Origin of the sequence: Streptomyces sp. ST2-7A, assembly GCF_021390475.1 — a bacterium.
Lineage (GTDB): Bacteria > Actinomycetota > Actinomycetes > Streptomycetales > Streptomycetaceae > Streptomyces.
This window is the reverse complement of record NZ_JAJUWS010000001.1, coordinates 336,280-357,282: the sequence shown is the minus strand read 5'-3', so window position 1 is coordinate 357,282 and position 21,003 is coordinate 336,280. Positions and strand designations below refer to the sequence as shown.

The 21,003-nt window shown below is 72.3% G+C and carries 19 protein-coding genes; 12 read left to right on the top strand and 7 right to left on the bottom strand.

The features are described 5' to 3' along the window. Positions 1-139: 139 nt before the first annotated feature. Positions 140-1,783, top strand: coding sequence for a PepSY domain-containing protein (locus LZF96_RS01650; protein ID WP_233864898.1), 1,644 nt, complete (start codon positions 140-142; stop codon positions 1,781-1,783). A 435-nt stretch (positions 1,784-2,218) separates the two neighbouring features. Here the strand turns inward: LZF96_RS01650 and LZF96_RS01645 are convergent, their stop codons facing one another. Next, positions 2,219-3,064, bottom strand: coding sequence for a DUF3152 domain-containing protein (locus LZF96_RS01645; RefSeq protein WP_233864896.1), 846 nt, complete (start codon positions 3,062-3,064; stop codon positions 2,219-2,221). A 136-nt stretch (positions 3,065-3,200) separates the two neighbouring features. Here LZF96_RS01645 and LZF96_RS01640 point away from each other — a divergent pair, with 136 nt between their 5' ends. Both LZF96_RS01640 and LZF96_RS01635 read left to right on the top strand, forming a co-directional pair. Beyond that, positions 3,201-3,893: a demethylmenaquinone methyltransferase gene (locus LZF96_RS01640; RefSeq protein WP_233864894.1), complete on the top strand. Its 693-nt coding sequence runs from the start codon at positions 3,201-3,203 to the stop codon at positions 3,891-3,893. A 198-nt stretch (positions 3,894-4,091) separates the two neighbouring features. Next, positions 4,092-5,369, top strand: coding sequence for a geranylgeranyl reductase family protein (locus LZF96_RS01635; RefSeq protein ID WP_233864892.1), 1,278 nt, complete (start codon positions 4,092-4,094; stop codon positions 5,367-5,369). 161 nt (positions 5,370-5,530) lie between these two features. On the opposite strand, the gene LZF96_RS01630 is transcribed toward LZF96_RS01635, so the two are convergent. The 6 genes from LZF96_RS01630 to LZF96_RS01605 form a co-directional block, all read right to left on the bottom strand. Further along, entirely contained in the window at positions 5,531-6,403 is an 873-nt protein-coding gene (locus LZF96_RS01630) for a C40 family peptidase (RefSeq protein ID WP_233864890.1), read from the bottom strand. Between the two features lie 804 nt (positions 6,404-7,207). Then, positions 7,208-8,110, bottom strand: coding sequence for a zinc metalloprotease HtpX (gene htpX / locus LZF96_RS01625; RefSeq protein WP_233864888.1), 903 nt, complete (start codon positions 8,108-8,110; stop codon positions 7,208-7,210). A 193-nt stretch (positions 8,111-8,303) separates the two neighbouring features. Further along, positions 8,304-8,873, bottom strand: a complete 570-nt coding sequence (locus LZF96_RS01620) for a hypothetical protein (protein ID WP_233864886.1) — start codon at positions 8,871-8,873, stop codon at positions 8,304-8,306. Between the two features lie 9 nt (positions 8,874-8,882). Further along, positions 8,883-9,314: a helix-turn-helix domain-containing protein gene (locus LZF96_RS01615; RefSeq protein WP_233864884.1), complete on the bottom strand. Its 432-nt coding sequence runs from the start codon at positions 9,312-9,314 to the stop codon at positions 8,883-8,885. Positions 9,315-9,329: 15 nt separating this feature from the next. Then, positions 9,330-9,617, bottom strand: a complete 288-nt coding sequence (locus LZF96_RS01610) for a type II toxin-antitoxin system RelE/ParE family toxin (protein ID WP_308294125.1) — start codon at positions 9,615-9,617, stop codon at positions 9,330-9,332. Between the two features lie 152 nt (positions 9,618-9,769). After that, entirely contained in the window at positions 9,770-10,558 is a 789-nt protein-coding gene (locus tag LZF96_RS01605; protein ID WP_233864882.1) for a TSUP family transporter, read from the bottom strand. A 371-nt stretch (positions 10,559-10,929) separates the two neighbouring features. On the opposite strand from LZF96_RS01605, the gene LZF96_RS01600 reads away from it, so the two are divergent. The 9 genes from LZF96_RS01600 (at position 10,930) to nuoI (ending at position 21,001) form a co-directional block, all read left to right on the top strand. Beyond that, positions 10,930-11,289 carry an NADH-quinone oxidoreductase subunit A gene (locus LZF96_RS01600; protein WP_233864871.1) on the top strand — a complete coding sequence of 120 codons (360 nt, stop codon included), beginning with the start codon at positions 10,930-10,932 and terminating at the stop codon, positions 11,287-11,289. A 165-nt stretch (positions 11,290-11,454) separates the two neighbouring features. Next, positions 11,455-12,009, top strand: coding sequence for an NADH-quinone oxidoreductase subunit B family protein (locus tag LZF96_RS01595; RefSeq protein ID WP_233864866.1), 555 nt, complete (start codon positions 11,455-11,457; stop codon positions 12,007-12,009). Further along, complete coding sequence (locus LZF96_RS01590) at positions 12,006-12,758, top strand: NADH-quinone oxidoreductase subunit C (protein ID WP_233864864.1); 753 nt, start codon at positions 12,006-12,008, stop codon at positions 12,756-12,758. The genes LZF96_RS01595 and LZF96_RS01590 overlap by 4 nt, the downstream gene beginning before the upstream one ends. After that, positions 12,758-14,122: an NADH-quinone oxidoreductase subunit D gene (locus LZF96_RS01585; protein WP_233864862.1), complete on the top strand. Its 1,365-nt coding sequence runs from the start codon at positions 12,758-12,760 to the stop codon at positions 14,120-14,122. Before LZF96_RS01590 ends, LZF96_RS01585 begins: the two co-directional genes overlap by 1 nt. Positions 14,123-14,172: 50 nt before the next feature. After that, positions 14,173-14,889, top strand: coding sequence for an NADH-quinone oxidoreductase subunit NuoE (gene nuoE / locus LZF96_RS01580; protein ID WP_374203057.1), 717 nt, complete (start codon positions 14,173-14,175; stop codon positions 14,887-14,889). Further along, positions 14,886-16,349: an NADH-quinone oxidoreductase subunit NuoF gene (nuoF, locus tag LZF96_RS01575; protein ID WP_233864858.1), complete on the top strand. Its 1,464-nt coding sequence runs from the start codon at positions 14,886-14,888 to the stop codon at positions 16,347-16,349. Before nuoE ends, nuoF begins: the two co-directional genes overlap by 4 nt. Further along, positions 16,346-18,895 (top strand): NADH-quinone oxidoreductase subunit G, encoded by a 2,550-nt coding sequence (locus LZF96_RS01570; protein WP_233864856.1) that lies wholly within the window; start codon positions 16,346-16,348, stop codon positions 18,893-18,895. The genes nuoF and LZF96_RS01570 overlap by 4 nt, the downstream gene beginning before the upstream one ends. Then, complete coding sequence (gene nuoH / locus LZF96_RS01565; protein ID WP_233864854.1) at positions 18,892-20,352, top strand: NADH-quinone oxidoreductase subunit NuoH; 1,461 nt, start codon at positions 18,892-18,894, stop codon at positions 20,350-20,352. The genes LZF96_RS01570 and nuoH overlap by 4 nt, the downstream gene beginning before the upstream one ends. Continuing rightward, positions 20,345-21,001: an NADH-quinone oxidoreductase subunit NuoI gene (nuoI, locus tag LZF96_RS01560; RefSeq protein WP_233864852.1), complete on the top strand. Its 657-nt coding sequence runs from the start codon at positions 20,345-20,347 to the stop codon at positions 20,999-21,001. The genes nuoH and nuoI overlap by 8 nt, the downstream gene beginning before the upstream one ends. Positions 21,002-21,003 lie beyond the last annotated feature (2 nt).

Genomic DNA, 21,003 nt, shown 5'->3' with positions numbered 1-21,003 from the left:
TGAGCCAGATCACATCCGAAGGTGGAACTCGCGGGAACCTTCCGGCGCGCCCGGACGACTGCTGGACGGGTGCCGCCGGGCCGGCGGGGCGCCCCGGTCCCGATGTTCCCGATCCGTACTCCCCCCACAGGAGTCATCCATGACCACCCACGCCCCCGCCGCCCGGTCCGCCGAGGACCCCCCACCGACGCCCGCCGGACCCACCGGCCGGGCCGGCCGGGCCGGCCGATCGGATCTCCGTCCCCTGCTGCTGCGGATGCACTTCTACGCCGGCCTGCTGGTGGCGCCCTTCCTGCTCGTCGCGGCGACGACCGGCCTGCTCTACGCCGGCTCCATCCAGGCCGAGCGCCTGGTCTACGCCGAGGAACTCCGGACGACACCCGGTGACACCCGGGTGCCGCTCGAGGAGCAGGTGGACGCCGCGCTCGCCGCCCACCCGGAGGGAACCGTCACCGCCGTCCGGCCCGGTGAGAACCCGGGCGACACCACCCGGGTGATGCTCACCGGCACGCCCGGTGTCGAGGAGGGCCGCACCCTGGCGGTCTTCGTCGACCCCCACACCGGCGAGGTGCGCGGGGCGCTGGAGCAGTACGGCAGCAGCGGCGCCCTGCCGCTGCGGGCCTGGATATCCGGCTTCCACGCCGACCTCCACCTCGGGGACACGGGTCGGCTCTACTCGGAACTGGCCGCGAGTTGGCTGGCCGTCCTGACCGTCGGCGGACTGATCATGTGGATCGTCCGCAAGGGCGGACGCCGGCCCGGCGCGCGCGGGGTCCTGATGCCCGAACGCGGGGCGCGCGGTCGACGCCGCACGCTCTCCCTGCACGCCTCGGTGGGCGTGTGGGCCTCGCTGGGGTTGTTGATCCTGGCCGTGACCGGCCTGACCTGGTCCACCCACGCGGGGTCGAGCATCGCCGACCTGCGGACGGCGTGGAACCAGACCACCCCGACCGTCTCCGCCGGCCTGCCCAACGCCGCGGCCGAGGAGGACCACGGGGATCACGGGGATCATGGCGACCACGGGGACCATGGCGCGTCGGCCGTCGGCACCGGGGGTTCCGGCTGGCCGGCCCCGCCCGGCATCGGCCCCGACGGGGCGTTCGACGCCGCCGACGCCGCCGGGCTCGGCGGCCCGCTGGAGATCCTGCCGCCCGCCGATCCCGAGTCCACCTGGGTGGTCAAGGAGATCGACCGCCAGTGGCCGACCAACCTGGACGCCGTGGCGGTCCACCCGCACACCGGCGAGTTGACGGATCGACTGGACTTCGCCGATTACCCGCTCCTCGCCAAGCTCACCCGCTGGGGCATCGACCTGCACAGCGGCTTCCTGTTCGGGATCGTCAACCAGATCGCCCTGGTGGCGCTGACCATCGCCCTGGGAATGATGATCCTGTGGGGTTACCGCATGTGGTGGCTGCGCGGCCGGGGCTCCTCCTTCGGGCGTGCGATGCCGCGCGGCGCGTGGCGCCGGGCCCGGCCGTGGCAGGTGGTCTCCGTGGCGCTCGTCCTGGCGGCGCTGGGGTGGTACGTGCCGCTGATCGGGATCCCGCTGGTGGCCTTCCTGGTGATCGACGCGGTGGTCGGGGTGATCCTGCGCCGACGTGACGGGACCCCGGCGCGGAAGGTCTCCGAGCGGATCGAACCGGCGGATGGAACCGCCGTCGGCGGGCCCGCCGCCCCGGAGGTCGCCGCCGATCCCACCGGCACGCCCGCCGAGCCGGCCGCCGGCACCTCCGACGGCGCCGAGGGCGCCGAACCGGCCGGGGCCGCCCCCGGCCGCTGAACCCACCGGGCTCCGTGCCGGGCCCGGTGGCGCGCCCGTGGCCGGTGCGGTGGCGGGGTCCCTTTCCCGTGCCTCGTACCCGGGGCCTCTTCCCCCTGTCCGGCCTCCGGGGAACGCGTGCCCCGGAGGCCGGACACCGCCCCGTGCGGTCGGGCGTCCGGCACGGGTGTCCCGTGTCGAGGAGGGGACGGGACGACGCGCGCCGCCGGTGCGAACGCCCACCGGGGGAAGCGGCCGGGACTGCCGGCGGGGTCGGTTGGGGTCGGTCGGGTGTGATGCCCCACCGCTCCGGTCGCCCGGGGACCCGAGGGGGCGGATACCGGGGCCCGGCCGCACGGGGTGCTCACCGGGGCGTCCCCGGCATCCGTCCGCCGGCCGGCCCCCGCCCGGCCGGCCCCGGCCCCGGCCCCCGGCCGGCGGACGCCCGGGGCCCGGTCAGGGCCTCCAGGGACCGTCGATGTACTCCCCGTCCATGTCGTACGGCCAGGGGTTGGCCTCGCAACCCTCCAGCCCCTTGATCTGCTGCATCATCGCGGGCGCCGGCTCGCCGGGACCGCGGCAGCCCAGGTGGCCGTGGCCGAGGCGGTGCCCCACCTCGTGATTGACGATCAGCGCCCGGTACTGCCCGATGGCGCCGGGGAAGTTGGGCGAACCCTCCACCCAGCGGCGCAGGTTGACCATCACCTCGTCCCCCACCCGGCAGTTCACCTCACCCCCGGTGTCCAGGCCGTACTGCCCGCAGATGTCGTCCACGGTCGCGGGCGTGGCGATCTTCACCGAGAAGTCGAACGGCGGGTCCGTGACCGGCAGGAAGGCGCTGGTGCCGTCGTTGGTCCAGCCCCTCGGATGACCGAGGATCGCGTGCACCTCGGCGGCGGCCTCGTCCGGGTCCAGGTCGATCCCGTCCTCCACCTGCACCCGGTAACGCAGCGGGGTGCCCTCGCCGATGGCCTCGGCGTCCTCCTCCGGCAGGCCCGCACGGAAGGAGCCGGGACCCGACTCGGGCACGGGTGTGTCGGGTGTCTCCGGGGCGGGGCGGGAGGTGGCCGACAACTCCTCGTCGGGGAAGCCCTCGTCCCTCCCGTCCTCCCCGTCGGCCGGGGCGTCGGGGTGGTCGGGGTCCCCGGCGCCGGGCCTGCCGTCATCGGCGGCCTCGACGGGGTCGGGTCCGGAGGACTGCTGATGGGCGACGGCCAGCGCCAGAACGGTGGTCGCGACGACCGCGCCGATCACACGGCCGAGCGGGCGACGGCGACCGGCGCCGTCGGTGGGAGTCCTCACGTGATCAGATGTTATGGCAACCTTTCCGGCGTCCCCTCCGGCCGAAGCCGGCCCGCACGGCCCCGCGAGCCCCCGAACGAGGCACCGAGCGCCACCCCGCCGCCCGGATCGGGGCCGGCGGCGGGAGAATGGCGGGGTGACCCGTGCCTCCCTGGACAAGCAGCCCGCCGATGTCGCCGCCATGTTCGACGCCGTGGCGGCCAAGTACGACCTGACCAACGACGTGTTGGCGCTGGGAATGAACCGCCGGTGGCGCACCGAGGTGGCCCGCGCGGTGGCGGCCCGACCGGGCGAACGGGTCCTGGACCTGGCGGCCGGCACCGGCACCTCCTCGCTGCCCTTCGTCGAGAACGGTGCCTACACCGTGCCGTGCGATTTCAGCCAGGGAATGCTGCGCGAGGGTCGACGCCGGATCCCGTGGCTGCCGTTCGTCGCCGGGGACGCCTGCCGGCTGCCCTTCCGGGATGCCTCCTTCGACGCGGTGACCATCTCCTTCGGGCTGCGCAACGTGCGGGACACCGACGCCGCGCTGCGCGAGATGTTGCGGGTGACCCGCCCCGGCGGACGGCTGGTGGTCTGCGAGTTCAGCCACCCGGTGTGGGCGCCGTTCCGCACGGCCTACTCGGAGTACCTGATGAAGGCGCTGCCGTCGGTGGCACGCCGGGTCTCCAGCGCGCCGGACGCCTACGTGTATCTGGCCGAATCGATCCGGGCCTGGCCGGACCAACCGGCACTCGCCGGCCGGTTGCAGGAGGCGGGCTGGCGGCGGGTCGCCTGGCGCGACCTCACCGGCGGCGTCGTCGCCCTGCACCGGGGCCGGCGTCCCTGACGGGTCGAGCTGCCGGGACCGCCCGGCGACCGGAGCCCCGGCACCGGTCCCGGCACCGGACGACGGCCGGGTGATCGGCGACCGGTGCCGCCCCGAACCCCGTCGGGGTCGGGCCATAGACTCGGGGCCACCCCGTGGAGTCCACGATCATCGGGCCGGCGCCGGGGTCGGCAGGGCCCGCAACGAGGGGAGAGCCCAGTGACCACCACCGAGACCGCCGATGTGATCGTGGTCGGGGCCGGGCCGGGTGGCTCGGCGGCCGCGTACCACCTGGCCCGGTCCGGCCTGGACGTGCTGCTGCTGGAGAAGACCGCCTTCCCCCGCGAGAAGGTCTGCGGCGACGGCCTCACCCCGCGGGCCACCAAGCAGCTGGTCGCCATGGGGATCGACATCTCCGAGGAGGCCGGCTGGCTGCGCAACAAGGGGCTGCGCATCATCGGCGGCGGCCACCGACTCCAGTTGGACTGGCCCGAACTGGCCGGCTACCCCGACTACGGCCTGGTGCGCCGGCGCGACGACTTCGACGAGCGGCTGGCCCGGCAGGCGGTGAAGGCCGGCGCACGTCTGTACGAGCGCTGCAACGTCACCGGACCGGTGATGGAGGCGCGCACCGGCACCCGCGTCGTCGGCGTCACCGCCCGGCTCGGCGAGGAGAAGCGGGAGGTGGAGTACCGGGCGCCGGTGGTGATCGCCGCCGATGGCAACTCCTCGCGCCTCTCCCTGGCGATGGGCCTGCACCGGGACGACCGGCGGCCCATGGGCGTGGCCGTGCGCACCTACTTCGAGTCTCCCCGGCACGAGGACGACTACCTGGAGTCCTGGCTGGAGTTGTGGGACCGGCGCGGTGACGAGCCCCGGCTGCTGCCCGGCTACGGCTGGATCTTCGGCATGGGCGACGGCACCTCCAACGTCGGCCTGGGCATCCTCAACAGCTCCAAGTCCTTCGGCGAGCTGGACTGGCGCCAGGTCCTCAAGGCCTGGTGCGCCTCGATGCCGGAGGAGTGGGGGTACACCCCCGACAACATGACCGGCCCCATCCGGGGCGCGGCGCTGCCCATGGCGTTCAACCGCAAGCCGCACTACACCCGTGGGCTGCTGCTGGTCGGCGACTCCGGTGGTCTCGTCAACCCCTTCAACGGCGAGGGCATCGCCTACGCCATGGAGTCGGGGCAGATCGCCGCCGAGGTGATCGTCCAGGCCATGGCCCGCCGCACCCCCGCGCAGCGGGAGGTGGCGCTGCGCCGCTACGCGACGGTCCTCCGGGACACCTACGGCGGCTACTACACGCTGGGTCGGGCGTTCGTGAAGCTGATCGGGAACCCGAAGGTGATGCGGCTGGCCACCGAACGCGGCCTGCCCCACCCGGTGCTGATGCGGTTCACCCTCAAACTGCTGGCCAACCTCACCGAACCCACCGGCGGCGACGCCATGGACCGGGTGATCAACGGCCTGGCGAAGGTCGCCCCCCGGGCCTGACGTCCGCCCCGCCGCCCGACCCGGCGGCCCGGCCGACCGGCTCCGGCGGCGGGCCGGGAACCCGTGACGGCCGGGACGGGGACACGTGATCCCACGTGTCCCCGTCCCGGCCGTTCGGCGTTCCGAGTTCGGTGGGGTCCCGCGCGGCTCGGACGCGGCGGTCAGCCGATGCGGATGGCGCCCGAGGGCTGCGACCAGCTCATGTCCTGCTCCACGACACCGGTGGAGGGGTTCTGCGCGCCGACGAAACGGCCGTTGCCCACGTAGATCGCCACGTGGTACGCGCTGCCCGCGCCACCCCAGTAGAGCAGGTCGCCGGGCCGGGCCTGCGACACCGGAATGTGGGTGCCCATGGCCGACTGTGCCTGCGAGGTGCGCGGCAGGGAGATGCCGGCGGCGGCGTAGGCGGCGCCGGTGAGCCCCGAGCAGTCCCAGGCGCCCGGACCGGTGGCACCCATGCTGTACGCCTTGCCGACCTGCGCGCGGGCGAAGGCGACGACGGCGGTGTTCCCGCCGGTGGAGGCCGGGACGGCGGCCGGGGCACTCTGCGCGGGCGCGGCGTCCTCGGAGGAGGCGGACGCGGAGGCGGTACCGAGGTCGGTGCGCTCGGCGGCGCGGGAGGCCGCGGCGGCCTCCACCTCGGCGGCCCGGCGCTCCTCGGCCTCGGCCGCGCGGCGGGCCTCGGCCTCGGCGGCCTCCGCCTCGGCGGCCTCGTCGGCGGCGCGCTGCCGCTCGGCCGCCCGCTGGGCGCGGACGGTGGCCAGCTCGCGGGCCTCGCGCAGGTGCGTACGGGCGACGTAGTCCTCGGTGGCCTCGCTCGCCCGGGCGGAGGTGGAGGTGATCACGGTGCCGAGGGCGGGGAACTCCCCGGTGGTCTCGGCGGGGTTCTCGGCGGGCCGCTCGGTCGCGGAGGCGGCGGGCGAGGTGACCGCCACGGTGCCCAGCACGCCGGTCAGCACGCCACCGCGGAGGAGGCCCGCGGTGCGGGACCGACGGGGCTTGCGATGGCGGCCGGTGGTACGGATCGATGACATGACAGAAAGCCGTATCAAGAACCGGTAACGGCTCTCAACATCCGTGGAATGCGCCACAGGTCCCGAATGCCCGGGAGGAAAAGTTCCAAATGTCCGTCGTACGGCGTACGGGTGACGACTCCGATCGGAGGTCCGGGATGGCGATGGGCAGGACATTGTCCGGTATGTAACGAATAAGGATCGGCCTAGCACGGCTCCCGGGGTCCGGCAATGTCCGCACCCGACGCACCGTCGGGCGGGTGGGATACCTCACCCCGGAGTGCCGGTGTGAGGATCATGCCGGAATGGGACGCGTGCGCGGGTTCATGGTGCGGCGAATGCGATGAATGCTCTCAATTCGGACGAGGTGTTCCCGCTTCCCGGGGTGAAGGAGGTGGGGGTGTCGGGGAGCTCCCGGGGGTACCGAAAGGCGCGAGAGTGACATGGGTTGATGAATGGTATTCGTTTCACCCCATTCAGGGATTTTCTTCCCTTTGTCTGCCATTCGGTCGTGTCCGTGTCCGTGTCCGTGTCCGTGTCCGTGTCCGTGTCCGTGCACGGACACGGACACGACCGTGCCGAGCCGGAGAGGGCGGGCGTGTGCCGGCCCCGCTCCGGCCCGGCTCGCTCCCGCCGGGGCCGGTGGCCCCGGATCCCTCGCTCCCGGTCGGTTGCCGGCGGGAGCACCCCGACATGTCCCACCCGGGAGTGTCCCGCCCCGGAGCCTTCCCCGGTGGTTCGTCCACCGCCCCGCCCCGGGCCACCGGGGAACCGGAACGGCCGCCCCCTTCCGGGGACGGCCGTTCGGTGGGGAGGTCCGGGGGCTCAGGGCCGGCCCAGCTCCCGGGAGATCCGCGCCAACTGCTCCAGCCGCCGCTCCAGGGGCGGGTGCGAGGCCAGCAGGCTGCTCAGGGACTGCTTGGAGAAGGCGGGGGCGAAGAAGAAGGCGTTGAACGCCTCGGTCTGCCGCAGGTCCCGGGTCGGGATGCGGGCCATCTCCCCGGTCACCTTGGTCAGGGCGGAGGCCAGTGCCGAGGGCTTGCCGGTCAGCAGGGCCGCGCCCCGGTCCGCCGACAGCTCCCGGTACCGCGACAGCAGCCGGGTCAGCAGGAAGCTCAGCACGTAGACGAGCGCGCTGATCAGCGGGATCAGCAGGAAGAGGATCGCGGTGTTGTTGTTCCGGCCGCCGGCCCGGGCCACCCCGCCCCACAGGGCGAAGCGCGTCATGGTGCCGGCCAGCACGCCCAGGAACGAGGCGAAGGTCATCACCGCCACGTCGCGGTGGGCGACGTGCGACAGTTCGTGCGCGAGCACGCCCTCCAGCTCCTCCGGCTCCAGCCGGCGCAGTAGCCCGGTCGTCGCGCAGACCAGCGCCTTCTCCTGGCTGCGGCCGGTGGCGAAGGCGTTGGGCACGTCGGTGTCGGCGATCGCCACGCGCGGCTTGGGCATGTCGGCCAGGGCGCACAGCCGGTCCACGGTGGCGTGCAGCTCCGGCGCCTGCTGCGGGGAGACCTCGCGGGCCCCCATGCTGTAGGCGGCGATCCGGTCACTGAACCAGAACTGGACGACGAACAGGCCGCCGGCCAGCAGCAGCACCATCGGCCAGGCGTCCCGGAACAGTGCCAGCAGCGCGCCGATGAAGACCACGTAGAGCAGCCCGATGAGGAACATGGTGGTGACCATGCGTCCGGTCAGGCCGCGATCGGGCGCGTACCTGGTGCGTGCCATCGTCTCCCACCTCCTCCTTCGGACTGTACTGCCCCGGCGGGGCGGGTGAGGGCCGGCCGGGCCGCACCGGTCGCGGAGCCTCCGGCCGGGCCGATCGGGCCGGCCGGCCCCCGCGCGGGGTCACCCGGTTGCCGCGCCCGGCCCGGGGCGCACCCCGTCGTCCGGGCCGGCCCCGTGAACCCCCGGTCGGTCATCAGTCGGCGTCCAGGCCGGGGGCGCCCCAGACGGGGAACCAGCGTCCGAGATCCTCCTCGACGGGCAGTTCCCCGGCCAGTAGCGCCCGGGTCTGCAACTCCAGCGTGTTGTTCCGCCGCTGCCCGCCGCCCGGCTCGGGGGCGAAGGGATAGAAGGTGCCGCGCTTGTAGAGGTAGACCAGGGCCAGCGAGCGGCCGTCGTCGTCGCGGAAGGCGACGAGCGAGCAGAGCAGTTGCGGCCCGAAACCGGCGTCCTGCAGGTGGGTGTTGACCGCGTGCAGGTCGTTGACCAGGGCGGGCAGGTCGTCGGGGGAGTGGCGGGCGCGCAGCCAGGTGTAGCCGTGGGAGTCCTTCTCCACCCCGGCCTCGCCGAGCAGCAGCTCGGCCTCCTCCTCGAGGCGGGCGAAGGCGCCGCCCTCGGCCCCGGCGAAGCAGACCGACCCCGTGCCGGTGGGGGCGAACCCCGCCCCGGCCTGCAGGGTGATGGCGGCCGAGGGGAGGGCGAACAACCGGTCGAGGTCGGGTTGGACCGGCTTGCGCCGTCCCAGCAGTGCGTCCCAGAAACCCATGTCCGCAGCCTATGGCACCATCCCCGCCCGGCGCCCCGCCCCACCGGACCGCGCCGGTGCCCGCCCTCGGCTCGTGGCTTGGCGCCACTCCTCCGCCGAGCCCTTCTCATCCCGTGCCTGCTCCTCGGCGGCTCTTGGGGTGAAGTGGAACGCCACCCGCTCTCCACCGAGGTCGATGTGCAGTATGGCGTCCAAGGCATCGGCGAGGCGGGAGAGCAGGGGAAGGGTGGGAACGCTGTCGGAGTTCTCGATCCGGGAGACCTTCGCCTGATTCAATCCCGCTCGGCCGGCCGGCTCGCTCTGGGTCAGGCCCGGGTCGGCACGTCGTGTGTACACCGCCTCTGCCAGGGCCATGGAGAGGCGGATCCCCCGACGGACCTCCGCCACCTCGGCGGGCTCTGCGGCGGCTTCGGCGAGTTTGCGTTCGCGCAGTGTTTCCACCGACTGTGGCTCACGTCAGACCTCTTCCCTCTTGATCGTGCGAAGGAACTCCTGGTGGGCCGGTCCGTGCCCGGCTTCACAGACCTTCTTCGCGTGACGGGCTCGGTTGACTTCCTCGTTCTCCCGGCGTCGGGTTTTGGGAAAGACGGTGAGGAGAACGGCGGTGCGTCGAGGCGTCAGCCGGTACGTGACGCGTATCGGTACTCCGTCCAGGCCGAGACGAAGTTCCCGAACGCCGTCACCAAGGTGACGGGAGTGGGGTTCGCCCGGTTCCGTGGCTCGCTGCGGCGAGCAGCCCCGCATATTCATCGACCTTGGGGAAGTGCTTGGCCGGGAGTACTTCAAGCCACTCTCTCACTTCGGGTTCGATCTCGATCGCTTACAGTGACACGAGGGGTGGGGTATGTCGCCAAAGACATGTTCCCTCTCGGAGGGAATTCCCGCAAAGGAAGCGGTCAGGCGAGCCACTGGTCCCACGCGAGGCGTCCGACGAGGACGGTGACGACGACCAGCAGGACGACGCGGATGAAGCCGGAGCCCCGGCGGATGGCCATGTGGGCGCCGATCCAGCCACCGAGCATGTTGAAGGCGGCCATTCCGAGGGCGAGCTTCCACAGCACCATGCCCTGGCTGCCGAAGACGACGAGGGCGCCGAGGTTCGTGCCCACGTTCACGACCTTCGCGGTGGCGGAGGCGGTGAGCATCGAGAGGTGGAGCAGGCCGACCAGGGCGATGATCAGGAAGGTGCCGGTTCCGGGTCCGAGCAGGCCGTCGTAGAAGCCGATGCCGACACCGGCCACCAGCAGGACCAGCGCCATCCGGCGGCGGGTGGTGGGGATCGGGTCCCCGGCGACGTACTGCGTGCCGAAGTTCGGACGCAGGACGACGAAGGCCGCGACGGCCAGCAGCAGCACCATGATCATCGGCCGCAGGAACTCCGCGCTCACCGCGCTCGCGAACAGCGCGCCGCCGGCCGAGGCGAGCAGTGCCAGTCCGCCCAGTCGCAGCGCCAGGCGGACGTCCACCGGGTGGCGCCGCGCGTAGGTGACGGCGGCGACGCTCGTGCCGGCCACCGCGACCGCCTTGTTGGTGCCCAGGGCGGTGGCCGGGGCGAGCTGGGGGAAGGCGATGAGCAGGGCGGGGATTTGCAGCAGCCCCCCGCCGCCGACCACGGCGTCGACCCAGCCGGCGAGGGCGGCGGCCACGCACAGCACGACGATGGTGGTCACGGTGATTTCGGGCACGGCGGAACTCTAGTCCCAACAACCGAATGTCATCTACACCGTTATTCGCACTAGCACGCTCACCGCGACGACCACGAATTTGCCCCGGCCGGCCATCGGCTGATAGAGGCCGGGACGCCATCCGCCGCCCGACAGTGGCCCCGAAAGCCTTACTTGTCACACTTCGTGGTGACATGGAGGCTTACCGTCGAAGATCGATTTCCGTCACGTTTCATGATCGTTCGTCAGGTGGGGGAGATCACAAAGTTCCTGCGCGACCCCGTGTCGCAGATCACAGGAACCGGGGCATAGGATGCGGTCCAAGCTTGTGAACTGACTCACATAGCGGTGATCTTCTGGCAGTCGCCGTCGACTGGAAGGAGCGAGGTGCGGTGAACGCGTACGTTCCCATCCTCGTGCTGGGCGCTCTCGGGGCCGGCTTCGCGGTCTTCTCCGTGATCATGGCCTCGGTCATCGGCCCCAAGCGCTACAACCGGGCCAAGCTCGACGCCTACGAGTGCGGTATCGAACCGACCCCGCAGCCGGCCGGCGGCGGGCGCTTCCCCGTCAAGTACTACCTGACGGCCATGCTCTTCATCGTCTTCGACATCGAGATCGTCTTTCTCTATCCGTGGGCCGTGCACTTCGACGCGCTCGGGATGTTCGGTCTGGTGCAGATGTTGATCTTCGTCGGTCTGATCGGTGTCGCCTACGCCTACGACTGGCGTCGGGGAGGGCTCGAATGGGACTGACCCGAACGGGACCGGTGGGGGGGCCGATCGGCACCCCCGGCCGGCCGACCCGGAGCGGAGGCATGATCCGCGCGACCGCCTCGCGCGACCGACGACCCGGATGCCCGACACCCCCCGGAACACGGGGCACCCGGGAATCACAGGGACCACAAGGAGGTGTCCCCGATGGGACTTGAGGAGAAGCTGCCCAGCGGTTTCCTGCTGACCACCGTCGAGAAGGCGGCCGGACTCGCCCGCAAGTCCTCCGTCTTCCCGGCCACCTTCGGCCTGGCCTGCTGCGCCATCGAGATGATGACCACCGGTGCCGGCCGCTACGACCTGGCCCGCTTCGGCATGGAGGTCTTCCGGGGCTCGCCCCGCCAGGCCGACCTGATGATCGTCGCCGGCCGGGTCAGCCAGAAGATGGCGCCGGTGGTGCGACAGGTCTACGACCAGATGCCCAACCCCAAGTGGGTCATCTCCATGGGCGTGTGCGCCTCCTCCGGCGGCATGTTCAACAACTACTCGATCGTGCAGGGCGTCGACCACGTCATCCCGGTGGACATCTACCTGCCCGGCTGCCCGCCCCGTCCCGAGATGCTCCTCGACGCGATCATCAAGCTGCACGAGAAGATCAAGGACGAGAAGCTCGGCGTCAACCGCGAGCAGGCGGCCCGCGAGGCGGAGGAGGCGGCGCTCAAGGCGCTGCCCACCATCGAGATGAAGGGGCTGCTGCGATGAGCGCGGCGAGCACCCCGGGCGGCGGCTCCGCGCCCGGGCCCGACGGGAACGCCAACCCCTCCGGCGAGGTCGGCCGGCGCGACGACGCCGGTGAGGTCATCGCCGAGCGTCGCGGCATGTTCGGCAGCCTCGAGGGTGGCGACACCTCCGGTTACGGCGGTCTGCGCCGCACCGTCCGCCTCCCCGGCGCGAGCTCCCGCCCCTACGGCGGGTGGTTCGACGAGGTGGCCGACGAGTTGGAGGGCGCGCTGGAGGAGCAGGGCCTGGACCCGGCGGTGGTCATCGAGAAGACCGTCGTGGACCGGAAGGAACTCACCTTCCACGTCGCCCGCGAGCACCTGCTCGCGGTCTGCCGCACCCTGCGGGACGACCCCGCGCTGCGCTTCGAGCTGTGCACCGGCGTCAGCGGCGTGCACATCCCCGCCGACACCGGCCGGGAACTGCACGCCGTGTACCACCTGCGCTCGCTCACCCACGGTCGGCTGATCCGGGTGGAGACCTCCGCCCCCGACGCCGACCCGCACGTGCCCTCGGTCGTGACCGTCTACCCCACCAACGACTGGCACGAGCGCGAGGTCTACGACTTCTTCGGCCTGGTCTTCGACGGGCACCCGGCGCTGACCCGGATCATGATGCCCGACGACTGGCAGGGCCACCCGCAGCGCAAGGACTACCCGCTCGGCGGCATCCCCGTCGAGTACAAGGGCGCCCAGATCCCGGCACCCGACCAGCGGAGGTCGTACAGCTGATGTCCCACGACACCACCACCCCACAGGGAACGGAGCGGGGCGCGCCCACCGCCACCGCGGGCGCCCGGGAGACCACCGAGGGCACGGTCTACACCGTCACCGGCGGCGACTGGGACCAGGTCGCGGAGGCCGCCTCGCGCGCCGACGACGAGCGGATCATCGTCAACATGGGGCCGCAGCACCCCTCCACGCACGGCGTGCTGCGGCTGATCCTGGAGATCGACGGCGAGACCGTCACCGAGGCCCGCTGCGGCATCGGCTACCTGCACACCGGCATCGAGAAGAACCTCGAGTACCGGACCTGGACGCAGGGCACCACCTTCGTCACGCGCATGGACTACCTCACGCCCTTCTTCAACGAGGTGGCGTACTGCATGGGCGTGGAGAAGCTGCTCGGCATCACCGACGACATCCCCGACCGCGCCGAGGTCATCCGGGTCCTGCTCATGGAGCTGAACCGGATCTCCTCCCACCTGGTGGCCATCGCCACCGGCGGCATGGAACTCGGCGCCACCACGGTGATGATCTTCGGTTTCCGGGACCGCGAACTGTGCCTGGACCTCTTCGAGCTGATCACCGGCCTGCGGATGAACCACGCCTTCATCCGCCCCGGTGGTCTCGCCCAGGACCTGCCGCCCGGCACCGTCGACGCGCTGCGCGAGTTCGTCGCCACCATGCGGAAGAACCTCGTCGAGTACGACAAGCTGTGCAGCGGCAGCCCGGTCTTCAAGGCCCGGTTGCAGGACATCGGCTACCTCGACCTCGCCGGCTGCCTGGCGCTGGGCGTCACCGGCCCGATCCTGCGCTCCGCCGGCCTGCCGCACGACCTGCGCAAGACCGATCCGTACTGCGGTTACGAGACCTACGACTTCGAGGTCCCGACCACCGACACCTGCGACTCCTACGGCCGCTTCCTGCTGCGCCTGGAGGAGATGCGGCAGTCGCTGCGGATCATCGAGCAGTGCGTCGAGCGGCTGGAGCCCGGCCCGGTGATGGTCGCGGACAAGAAGATCGCCTGGCCCGCGCAGTTGGCCGTGGGCCCCGACGGTCTGGGCAACTCCCTGGACCACATCCGCACCATCATGGGCACCTCCATGGAGGCCCTGATCCACCACTTCAAGCTGGTCACCGAGGGCTTCCGGGTTCCCGCCGGCCAGGTGTACACGGCCGTGGAGTCCCCCAAGGGCGAGCTGGGCGTGCACATGGTCAGCGACGGCGGCACCCGCCCCTACCGGGTCCACTTCCGGGACCCCTCCTTCACCAACCTCGAGGCAGTGGCGGCGATGTGCGAAGGCGGCCAGGTCGCCGACGTCATCGTCGCGGTGGCCTCCATCGACCCCGTGATGGGAGGCGTCGACCGATGACCGATGCGACACGGGCCGCGGAGTCCGGCGGGACCCCGGTGGCACTGGGCATGCCCCAACTGCCCGCCCCCGACTTCCCCGCGGAGGTCCGCGAACGCCTGGCGACCGACGCCCGGGAGATCATCTCCCGCTACCCCGACAGCCGCTCCGCGCTGCTGCCGATGCTGCACCTGGTGCAGGCCGAGGAGGGCTGGGTCTCCGCCACCGGTATGCGCTTCTGCGCCGAGATGCTGGACCTCACCCCCGCCGAGGTCACCGCGGTGGCCACCTTCTACACCATGTACCGGCGCAAGCCCTCAGGTGAGCACCAGGTGGGGGTCTGCACCAACACCCTGTGCGCGGTGCTCGGCGGCGACGCCATCTTCGCCGCGCTCCGCGAGCACCTCGGGGTGGACAACGCCGGCACCACCGAGGACGGCAAGGTCACGCTGGAGCACATCGAGTGCAACGCGGCCTGCGACTACGCCCCCGTGGTGATGGTCAACTGGGAGTTCTTCGACAACCAGACCATCGAGTCCGCGAAGCAGCTGGTGGACGACCTGCGGGCCGGCCGCGAGGTGATCCCCACCCGGGGCGCCCCGCTGACCGACTTCCGGGGCACCGCCCGCATCCTGGCCGGCTTCCCCGACGAGCGTCCCGACGCCGTCGCCGCCTCCGGCGCGGCCGGCCCCGCCACCCTGGCCGGGCTCGAACTCGCCCGCGAGGTCGGAGCCGGCGCCCCCGAGTCCCCCGCCGGGGACGACAGCCGGGAGGAGAAGCGCCGATGACCCCCGCGACCACCCCCGCGCCGCGCGACGGCAGCGGAAACGGCAACAACGGCAACAACGGCAACAACAACGCCGCCGGCGGGACCCCCGAGGGCACCCGCAAGCTCGCCGAGCAGATCCTCGCCCCCGTCCTCTCCGACGTCTGGGACCGCGAGGCCCCCTGGACCCTGGAGTCCTACCGCCGCGCCGGCGGTTACCAGGGCCTGCGCGCCGCCCTGGACATGGCGCCGGACGACGTCATCGCCCTGGTCAAGGACGCCGGCCTGCGCGGCCGTGGTGGCGCGGGCTTCCCCACCGGGATGAAGTGGCAGTTCATCCCGCAGGGCGACGACAAGCCGCACTACCTCGTCGTCAACGCCGACGAGTCCGAGCCGGGCACCTGCAAGGACATCCCGCTGCTGTTCGCCAACCCGCACTCCCTCATCGAGGGCATGGTGATCGCCTGCCACGCGATCCGCAGCGAGCACGCCTTCATCTACCTGCGCGGCGAGACCGTGCCGGTCCTGCGCCGGCTGCACCACGCCGTCGCCGAGGCGTACCGGGCCGGCTACCTCGGCAAGGACGCCCTGGGCCCGGGCAAAAACCTGGAACTCACCGTGCACGCCGGCGCCGGCGCGTACATCTGCGGCGAGGAGACCGCGCTGCTGGACTCCCTGGAGGGACGCCGCGGCCAGCCCCGACTGCGCCCGCCCTTCCCGGCGGTCGCCGGCCTCTACGCCTGCCCGACCGTCGTCAACAACGTGGAGTCCATCGCCTCGGTGCCGCCCATCCTGGCCCGCGGCAAGGAGTGGTTCCGCTCGATGGGCAGTGAGAAGTCGCCCGGCTTCACCCTCTACTCGCTGTCCGGGCACGTCGCCCGGCCCGGCCAGTACGAGGGCCCGCTCGGCATCACGCTGCGCCAACTGCTGGACCTCACCGGCGGGATGCGGCCCGGCCGCACCCTGAAGTTCTGGACCCCCGGTGGCTCCTCCACCCCGCTGCTGACCCCCGAGCACCTCGACGTGCCGCTGGACTACGAGGGTGTGGCCGGGGCCGGTTCGATGCTCGGCACCAAGGCCCTGCAGTGCTTCGACGACACCACCTGCGTGGTGCGCGCGGTCACCCGCTGGACCGAGTTCTACGCCCACGAGTCCTGCGGCAAGTGCACCCCCTGCCGGGAGGGCACCTTCTGGCTGGTGCAGCTGCTGCGCGACATCGAGGCAGGCAAGGGCTCGCTGGAGGACCTCGACAAGCTCAACGACATCGCCGACAACATCAACGGCAAGTCGTTCTGCGCCCTGGGCGACGGCGCCGCCAGCCCGATCTTCTCCTCCCTGAAGTACTTCCGCGAGGAGTACGAGCGGCACGTCACCGGCGGCGGCTGCCCCTTCGACCCGGCCCGCTCCACCGTCTGGGCCGACTCCACCGCCGATCCCGCCGGTCGGACCGACGGCTCCGCCCACCTGGAGGTGAACGCATGACTGTCACCACCGACGCCTCCGCCCGCGGCGGAGCCGGGATCCCGCCCGAGGACCTGGTGACCCTCACCATCGACGGCATCGAGATCTCCGTCCCCAAGGGGACCCTGGTGATCCGCGCCGCCGAACAACTCGGGGTCGAGATCCCCCGGTTCTGCGACCACCCCCTCCTCGACCCGGTCGGTGCCTGCCGGCAGTGCATCGTCGAGGTCGAGGGCCAGCGCAAGCCGATGGCCTCGTGCACCATCACCTGCACCGACGGCATGGTGGTGCGCACCCAGCTCACCTCGCCGGTCGCCGAGAAGGCCCAGAAGGGTGTGATGGAGCTGCTGCTCATCAACCACCCGCTGGACTGCCCCGTCTGCGACAAGGGCGGCGAGTGCCCGCTGCAGAACCAGGCGATGAGCCACGGCAACGCCGAGTCCCGCTTCGAGGGCGTCAAGCGCACCTTCCCCAAGCCGCTGCCGATCTCCGCCCAGGTGCTGCTGGACCGCGAGCGCTGCGTGCTGTGCGCGCGCTGCACCCGCTTCTCCAACCAGGTCGCCGGCGACCCGATGATCGAACTCCTGGAACGCGGTGCCCTCCAGCAGGTGGGCACCGGCGAGGACGAGCCGTTCGCCTCGTACTTCTCCGGCAACACCATCCAGATCTGCCCCGTCGGCGCGCTCACCTCGGCCGCCTACCGCTTCCGCTCCCGCCCCTTCGACCTGATCTCCTCGCCGAGCGTGTGCGAGCACTGCTCGAGCGGCTGCGCCACCCGCACCGACCACCGGCGCGGCAAGGTCATGCGCCGCCTGGCGGCCGAGGACCCCCGGGTCAACGAGGAGTGGATGTGCGACAAGGGCCGCTTCGGCTTCCGCTACGCGCAGCGACCCGACCGGCTCACCACCCCCCTGGTCCGCGACCCGGACACCGGTGAGCTGACCGCGGCGAGCTGGCCCGAGGCGCTGGACGCCGCCGCCCGCGGCCTGGCCGCCGCGGTGGCCGGCGCCGGGGTCGGCGCGCTGCCCGGCGGTCGGCTCACCGTCGAGGACGCCTACGCCTGGGCGAAGTTCACCCGACTCGCCCTGCGCAGCGCCGACATCGACTTCCGGGCCCGACCGCACGGTGCGGAGGAGGCCGCCTTCCTCGCCGCGCACGTCGCGGGCGGACGGCCGGGCGCCGACTCGGTCACCCACACCTCCCTGGAGCACGCCCCGGCGGTGCTGCTGGTCGGCTTCGAGTCCGAGGAGGAGGCCCCCGGCGTCTTCCTGCGGCTGCGCAAGGGGATGCGCAAGCACGGCCTGAAGGTGTACTCCCTCGCCACCCACGCCACCCGGGGCCTGACCAAGGCCGGCGGCACCCTGCTGCCCGCCGCCCCCGGCGCCGAGCCCGGATTGCTGGAGGCCATCGCCCGCGGGGAGGACGACCACGGCGTCGGCACGGCGCTGCGCGCCGACGGCGCGGTGATCGTGGTCGGCGAGCGGCTGGCGACCGTGCCCGGCGGGTACACCGCCGCCGTCGCGGCGGCCGGTGCCACCGGCGCCCACCTGGTGTGGATCCCCCGCCGGGCCGGCGAGCGCGGCGCGCTGGAGGTCGGCGCACTGCCCGGGCTGCTGCCCGGGGGCCGGCCCGAGGGCGACCCGCGCGCGCGCCTGGAGACGGCCGCCATCTGGGGCGTGGACCCCGCCGACCTGCCCTCCGGCCCCGGCCGCGACGTCTCCGGGATCCTGGAGGCCGCCGCCGCCGGACGCCTGGCGGCGCTGGTGGTCGGCGGTGTGGAGGTCGACGACCTGCCCGACCCGGCCCGCGCGCTCGCCGCCCTGGACCGGATGCGGGACGAGGGCTTCCTGATCAGTCTGGAACAGCGGCCCTCGGAGGTCACCGAGCGGGCCCACGTGGTGCTGCCGGTGGCGGCCGTGGTGGAGAAGGGCGGCTCCTTCCTCAACTGGGAGGGACGCCTGCGCCCCTTCGAGCCCGCCATCAAGCCCGACCAGATGACCCGCCGCCAGGTCCAGCCCGACCTGCGGGCCCTGCACATGCTGGCCGACGCGATGGACGTACCGCTGCGCCTGCCGGACGTCGCCGCCGCCCGCCGCGAGCTGGACCGGTTCGGCGAGTGGGACGGCGAGCTGCCGCTCGGGCCCACCGCCCGTGCCGCCGAGCCCGCCCGGCCGCGCGCCGGGGAGGCGGTCCTGGCCGGTCACCGGATGCTGCTGGACCGCGGCCGGCTCCAGGAGGGCGACGAGGCGCTGGCCGCCACCCGCCACGACGCGCCCGCCCGGGTCTCGCCCGCCACCGCCACCGACCGCGGACTGACCGACGGCGGCCGGATCGAGATCACCGGTCCGGCCGGCGCGACCCGGATGCCGCTGGCGGTCACGCCGGGGATGCCCGACGACGTGGTCTGGCTGCCGCTCAACTCCGTGGGGCGCGGGGTCCACCGCGACCTGGGGGCCGTGCCCGGCGACACCGTGCGCCTGGCTCCGGCCCCGGAGACGCCCGTCACCGCCTCCGTCGCCTCCGCCTCCACCACCGCTTCCGTCACCGAGAAGGGAGGGGACGCATGACGAGCGCCGACGCCGTGCTCGCGCAGGAGGCAGACCTGTCGATGTTCGGCACGGATCCGTTCTGGCTGATCCTGCTCAAGGCGGTCTGCGTCTTCGCGTTCCTGATGGGCACCGTGCTGATCTCCATCGTGATGGAGCGCAAGGTGGTCGCCTGGATGCAGCTGCGCATCGGCCCCAACCGTCACGGCCCCTGGGGGATGCTCCAGTCGCTGGCCGACGGCATCAAGCTGATGCTCAAAGAGGACATCATCGTCAAGGGGGCCGACAAGCCGGTCTACGTCCTGGCGCCGATCCTGGCCGTGGTCCCCGCCTTCATGGCCTTCGCGGTGATCCCCTTCGGGCCCGCCGACGACCCGGTGACGATCTTCGGCACCGAGACCGTCCTGCAGCTGACCGACCTGCCGGTGGCGCTGCTGTACGTGCTGGCCACCTCGGCGATCGCGGCCTACGGCACGGTGCTCGCCGGCTGGTCCTCCGGCTCGACCTACCCGCTGCTGGGCGGGGTGCGGGCCACCGCGCAGATCATCTCCTACGAGGTCGCGATGGGTCTGTCCTTCGCGGCCGTCTTCCTCTACTCCGGCACGATGTCCACCTCGGGCATCGTCGGGGCGCAGGCCGACCGTTGGTTCGTGGTCCTGCTGCCGGTCTCCTTCCTCATCTACCTGGTCTCGATGGTCGGCGAGGCGCACCGCGCGCCGTTCGACATGCCCGAGTCCGAGGGCGACCTGGTGGGCGGCTTCAACACCGAGTACTCCTCGATCAAGTTCGCGATGTTCATGCTCGCGGAGTACATCCACATGGTCACCGTCTCCGCCCTGATGGTGACGATCTTCCTGGGCGGCTGGCGGGCCCCGGCGCCGATCAGCACCGTGTGGGAGGGGGCCAACTCCGGTTGGTGGCCGATCCTGTGGTTCGTCGCCAAGCTGCTCGGCGTGCTCTTCGTCTTCGTCTGGCTGCGCGGCACCCTGCCCCGGGTGCGCTACGACCAGTTCATGGCGCTGGGCTGGAAGGTCCTCATCCCGATCGCGCTGGTCTGGCTGATGCTCGTCGCCACCGTGCGGGCGCTGCAGCTGGAGGGGCGCACCCTCGGCGACATCGTCTTCTGGGTGATCGGCGGCGTCCTGGTGCTGCTGATCCTCTCCTTCGTGGTGGACGTCTTCCGGGACCGCTCCGACCGCGCCCGGGAACGGGAGGAGGCCGGAAAGGGGAACGGCGACGAGGCCGGGTTCGACCCGATGGCCGGCGGCTACCCCGTTCCGCCGCTGCCCGGCCAGAGCCTGCCGCCGGTGCCGCGACGGCCCGCGCGCGGGCCGCACTCGGAGCGGGAGCGCGAGCCGGTCCCCGCCGGCAGCGCCGGTGCCGAGGGGGCCGGAGAGCGGACCGACCGTCCCACCGAGGGCCCCGCCGAGGACTCCACCGACAACAACGCCGAACGGAAGGAGGGGAACGATGCCTGAGTTCGAGAACCCGGTGGCCGGGTTCGGGGTGACCTTCAAGGCCATGTTCAAGCGGCGCCTCACCGAGCAGTACCCCGAGCAGAAGAAGCCCACCGCGCCCCGCTTCCACGGACGCCACCAGCTCAACCGGCACCCGGACGGGCTGGAGAAGTGCATCGGCTGCGAGCTGTGCGCCTGGGCCTGTCCGGCGGACGCCATCTACGTCGAGGGCGCGGACAACACCGAGGAGGAGCGCTACTCACCCGGTGAGCGGTACGGCCGCGTCTACCAGATCAACTACCTGCGCTGCATCCTGTGCGGGCTGTGCGTGGAGGCGTGCCCGACCCGCGCGCTGACCATGACCAACGAGTACGAACTGGCCGACCGCAGCCGCGAGTCGCTCATCTTCACCAAGGAGGAGCTGCTCGCCGGACTGACCGACGGGATGGTCGAGGCACCGCACGCCATGTACCCGGGCGCCGACGAGCAGTCGTACTACCGGGGCGAGGTCCGCGCGGCGGCCGAGGGCACCGAACGGCAGGTCGCCTTCTCCAAGGGGGAGACCGGTCCGGCCGACGCGCCCCCGGCGGGGACCGCGAGCGACGACTCCGGCACCGCGAACCCGATCGGCACGGCGGACGACGCGAGCGGCACGGAGGTGCGGTCGTGAGC

Bases quoted from the DNA above. Each gene is read 5' to 3' on its own strand.
- LZF96_RS01650 (WP_233864898.1), top strand. From the start codon at position 140: ATGACCACCCACGCCCCCGCCGCCCGGTCCGCCGAGGACCCCCCACCG.
- LZF96_RS01630 (WP_233864890.1), bottom strand. From the start codon at position 6,403: ATGTCATCGATCCGTACCACCGGCCGCCATCGCAAGCCCCGTCGGTCC.
- htpX (WP_233864888.1), bottom strand. From the start codon at position 8,110: ATGGCACGCACCAGGTACGCGCCCGATCGCGGCCTGACCGGACGCATG.
- LZF96_RS01620 (WP_233864886.1), bottom strand. From the start codon at position 8,873: ATGGGTTTCTGGGACGCACTGCTGGGACGGCGCAAGCCGGTCCAACCC.
- LZF96_RS01610 (WP_308294125.1), bottom strand. From the start codon at position 9,617: ATGCGGGGCTGCTCGCCGCAGCGAGCCACGGAACCGGGCGAACCCCAC.
- LZF96_RS01595 (WP_233864866.1), top strand. From the start codon at position 11,455: ATGGGACTTGAGGAGAAGCTGCCCAGCGGTTTCCTGCTGACCACCGTC.
- LZF96_RS01590 (WP_233864864.1), top strand. From the start codon at position 12,006: ATGAGCGCGGCGAGCACCCCGGGCGGCGGCTCCGCGCCCGGGCCCGAC.
- LZF96_RS01585 (WP_233864862.1), top strand. From the start codon at position 12,758: ATGTCCCACGACACCACCACCCCACAGGGAACGGAGCGGGGCGCGCCC.
- nuoE (WP_374203057.1), top strand. From the start codon at position 14,173: ATGCCCCAACTGCCCGCCCCCGACTTCCCCGCGGAGGTCCGCGAACGC.
- nuoF (WP_233864858.1), top strand. From the start codon at position 14,886: ATGACCCCCGCGACCACCCCCGCGCCGCGCGACGGCAGCGGAAACGGC.
- LZF96_RS01570 (WP_233864856.1), top strand. From the start codon at position 16,346: ATGACTGTCACCACCGACGCCTCCGCCCGCGGCGGAGCCGGGATCCCG.
- nuoH (WP_233864854.1), top strand. From the start codon at position 18,892: ATGACGAGCGCCGACGCCGTGCTCGCGCAGGAGGCAGACCTGTCGATG.
- nuoI (WP_233864852.1), top strand. From the start codon at position 20,345: ATGCCTGAGTTCGAGAACCCGGTGGCCGGGTTCGGGGTGACCTTCAAG.